This is a genomic window from Aulosira sp. FACHB-615 (assembly GCF_014698045.1).
Classification (GTDB): Bacteria; Cyanobacteriota; Cyanobacteriia; order Cyanobacteriales; family Nostocaceae; genus Nostoc_B.
Map to the genome: position 1 here is coordinate 1 of NZ_JACJSE010000078.1, position 4,285 is coordinate 4,285.

At 38.9% G+C, this 4,285-nt stretch carries 2 protein-coding genes and 2 pseudogenes; 2 read left to right on the forward strand and 2 right to left on the reverse strand.

What is annotated here, in order from left to right:
- Positions 1–114: 114 nt before the first annotated feature.
- Positions 115–711 (reverse strand): hypothetical protein, encoded by a 597-nt coding sequence (locus tag H6G77_RS35195; protein ID WP_190874140.1) that lies wholly within the window; start codon positions 709–711, stop codon positions 115–117.
- A 108-nt stretch (positions 712–819) separates the two neighbouring features.
- On the opposite strand from H6G77_RS35195, the pseudogene H6G77_RS35200 reads away from it, so the two are divergent.
- A pseudogene (locus H6G77_RS35200) lies at positions 820–957 on the forward strand (RNA-guided endonuclease TnpB family protein); the annotation flags it as partial.
- Between the two features lie 73 nt (positions 958–1,030).
- Here the strand turns inward: H6G77_RS35200 and H6G77_RS35205 are convergent.
- A pseudogene (locus tag H6G77_RS35205) lies at positions 1,031–1,267 on the reverse strand (zinc ribbon domain-containing protein); the annotation flags it as partial.
- 340 nt (positions 1,268–1,607) lie between these two features.
- On the opposite strand from H6G77_RS35205, the gene H6G77_RS35210 reads away from it, so the two are divergent.
- A partial coding sequence (locus H6G77_RS35210) for a DEAD/DEAH box helicase (protein WP_190874141.1) occupies positions 1,608–4,285 on the forward strand: 2,678 nt, incomplete at its 3' end.

Below are 4,285 nucleotides of genomic sequence, written 5' to 3' on the forward strand. Positions count from 1 at the left end.
GAGGGGATGTAAGACCAAAATCTTCGGGACGTAAAAAATCTACGAAGGTTGAGGCAATCCCCATTGAATTGGGAAGCCTACACTGTACCGCAAGGTCAGTGTAGGTAGTTCACTCTAAGATACAAAGCTTGTTAGCATACCTAGCAGTTGATTAACTGGAGGAATGTTATACTCTAGCAACCCAATAGTAACGATAGTGTCTTCTAATTTGAGAAATTTCCAGCGATCGCCTGTAGTGACGGTTCCGTAAATTGTGGGAATAGGAGTCTGATTTTGTTGATTAAACTTTTGAGCAGCAATCATAGACGCAATACACTGTCCTAACCCTGCATTTAAGTCTTCTCTTTTGGCTTCCACTATTACCACTGCTGGAGCTTCAATAAATAATTGTTCTGTTGATTTACTAATGAGAAAATCACAAACTCCGTTTAGTCCAACAGAAGAATCAACTGTGAAATCTGTGCCGGAAAATAAGCTAATTTCGTTAGATAATGTATCTTTAATTTCTAAAAGAACTGGAGATATCAACCATTCGGATCTAGCTTTTTCAGTGTTCACCGCTAAAGCTAATGGTAAGTGCTTTTCCAGAAATATAGATAAAAATTCGCTAGGAGCTATGGGTTCAACTTCACCAATAAAAGTAGGACGCTCAACTATGGTGAGGTTAAATTCGGTTTTCACTTTTTTGAGGGTGAAATCACTGTAAGACATAAGTTTACCGAAAAACTGGGTCTAAAGCCTCGCACTTCTAGGGCGACTTTTATTGTATTCCAATTAATCTTATACCGAGCATTGTAGTATAAGAGAGGAGGTGAAGCGATGCTAGTTTTTGAATTCAAAGCTTATGGGAAATCAACGCAATTAGCGGCAATAGATGATGCAATTCGTACCGCCAAATTCATCCGCAATAGCTGTATTCGGCTATGGATGGATGTTCAAGGCACGAGTAAAAATGACTAAATTTCACGATTGATGAACCGTTGCAAAACTATCACAGAAGCAATTGCTGATACTTCAAGATTGAACATTGCTAAACAAATAGTGCCATCTCAACGAAATCAAAGCTTGCTGAACGCAGCAAGGTGGTATCCCACAACGCCTTGAGGAAATTCCCCAAAGCTCCATTCCAATCTCGCGGTAAATGATGGCCGCAATTGGAACATTTAAAGATTTTTTGTCCACCTAAAGAATGGTGGATATGCCCACAACGGGAACAAGTCTTACTGGTGAACTCTTCAGTGTGTCGGATCAAAACCGAGCCATTTCTGGCACATTGATGCTCCTTTGATCAGTCCACTGCCTAAATACTTCTCAATTCCTGTGAGGGTTGCTGGTTTTGTTTCCCCCTGTGATAGTTTCGTAGTGCGGGGCGGCATTTACTTGTTGAGTAGCTGGAGTTAGGGGCGTGGACATTAGCTTTTAGAAATGCCGCACATTATTTTAAGTCGGAAAATAAGTTTTTTACAGTACATAAATACTATCTTTAACCACACCCAGGTGACAAGCATCTTGAGATATCAAACTAAAATCACCAAAAAATTACACAATTTTTGATACATTAATTTTTAAATACTAGTTACGCTGCAAAATCCACAGGCATTACGGCAATGCAAGTTCTTCATGGCACCTGGATACCAGACCAAACAAATGAATTTATCCAATCTGGTTCTTTTTATCTGTGGATAGAAACTTCTGTAGTTCAACCAAGTCGTACTAAACAGCAGATTCATCCTAGACATTTACCACAAGAAGAATTAATCAGTTTCTTAATGCAGAATCTGGGATTTAAAGAGACACCTGTACAATTAAAAGAACGCATCTCTACCAAATATTTTGCGCTTCCGACTGTCCATAATCAGCCCATTCCTTCACCAGAATTAATTAAGTATCTAGAGTTTGAATTTCCTGAAAGTTACGAAGATTTTCAATACTGGAACATCATCTGCTATGAAACAGTAGTCTCGGCTAAAGGCAGAAAATTAATCAATATTGTCAAACTTCTTCAGGATATTCATTTTTTGGCACTTTATAATGCAAATGAATTCCAAATTGGCTCAGATTTACTATTCTGGTATCATTACACGCAAGCATTTAGACAAATCATCTTCAAAGACCAATATATTCCGGCATTAAAATATCGACCTTTAGCAGCACTCAAGGAGAAAACACGCAAGAACAAAAGTAAAGATTTATCCTCAAAACAATTTGAGATATATGCTACTTGGGAAATTATTTCTGAGCAATATGAAGCAAATATTCAAAAATATATTGAGTATATGCCACTTCTTTGCACAGCAGGTAATCATCATCAAGAGCAACAAATAGAATTTTTCGACAAAGAAACGCTTTTACGGCATTTCTCCGAATCTCTTCTCCAAAATCTAGTAAATCACACAATTTCCACAGCCGCCTTTGATAAACAAATAGCAGATTCTTTGATTTACTATTGTCTGAATCAAGACAAATATAATCCCTTAAAGACAGAAACTTCTTTACTCCAATACCAACAGTGGTTGGCATGGAAAAACAGAATTCAGCACACTCAATCTAACTTACCCTTCCATCTATGCTTTCAGTTGCATTCTCCAACTGCCCAAGATATAGACAATTGGCAGATTCAATTTTTGGTATCTAGCAAACAAGACCCTTCCTTGAAGATGGCATTGGCAGAATACTGGCTGATGAATCAAAAAAGCAAAGCAAGTGTTCACAAACAGTATGGTCAAGATTTTGAAACTAATTTACTACTGAATCTAGGCTATGCTGCCCGGATGTATCCCAAGCTTTGGCAAGGATTAGAAACAGAGTGTCCCATCGGAATGCAGCTGACTTTGGATGAAGCATTTGGTTTCCTCAAGGAAAGTGCTTGGGTATTAGAGGATTCAGGTTTTAAAATTATTGTCCCAGCTTGGTACACTCCTGCTGGTCGCCGTCGCGCTAAGATTCGCCTGAAAGCATCAACAAAGAAATTAGCTTCTACCAAGGGTGAAACCAAAAGCTATTTTGATTTGAATTCATTGGTGCAGTATCAGTATGAATTAGCTATTGGCGATGCTACGGTTACACCACAGGAATGGGAACAACTAGTGAATACTAAGGCTCCCTTAGTGCATTTTCGTGGTCAATGGATGGAATTAGACCGAGATAAAATGCAGCAATTACTCCAATTTTGGGACTCCCACGGTTCGGAGCAACCGCAGATGACTTTGCTGGAGTTCATACAACGTACTGCCGAAGCTGGAGATGATTGGGAAATTGAACATGACCAAGCCTTAGCAGAAGTTATGTCCAAACTGCAAGATAAAAGTCAGTTAGAGCCAATTTCACAACATTTAAGTCTGCAAGGTACTCTGCGAGAATATCAAAAGCGGGGGGTTTCTTGGCTGCAATATTTGGAAAAATTAGGCTTGAATGGCTGTTTAGCAGATGATATGGGACTGGGAAAGTCCGTACAGGTGATTGCTTTATTAGTTCACCAGAAAGATGCAAAACAACATCATTTACCAACACTACTAATTGCACCCACTTCCGTTGTTGGCAATTGGCATAAAGAAATTGCCAAGTTTGCTCCTCATTTAAAAACTCTTGTACATCATGGCAGCACTCGCTTAACTGACTCTGCCGATTTTCAAGCGGCTTGCCAACAGTATGATATAGTGATTAGCTCGTTTACTCTAGCTCGCAAAGATGAAAAACTCTTCAACAGTGTCAAATGGCAACGTTTGGTAGTGGATGAGGCGCAAAATATTAAAAATCCAAAGGCGGCACAGACTAAAGCTATTCTCAAACTTTCGGCTCAACACCGTCTGGCTTTGACTGGTACTCCCGTAGAAAATCGCTTATTGGATTTATGGTCAATTTTTAACTTTCTCAATCCTGGGTATTTGGGAAAGGAGGCACAGTTTCGTAAGTCTTTTGAAATCCCCATTCAAAAAGATAACGATAAAGTAAAGTCAACTACTTTAAAAAAATTAGTTGAACCTTTAATTTTGCGGCGAGTGAAAACTGACCAATCAATTATCAGCGACTTGCCCGATAAAGTTGAACAAAAACTTTATACTAATCTTACCAAAGAGCAAGCATCACTGTATGAAGTTGTAGTTAAAGATGTCGAAGAACAATTACAAACAGCCGAAGGGATTCAACGTAAGGGATTAATTCTCTCCACATTAATGAAGCTGAAGCAAATTTGTAATCATCCAGGTCAATTTCTTCAAGATGGGAGTGCATTTTTGCCAGAGCGATCTCATAAACTCTCTCGTCTGGTTGAAATGGTAGATGAGGC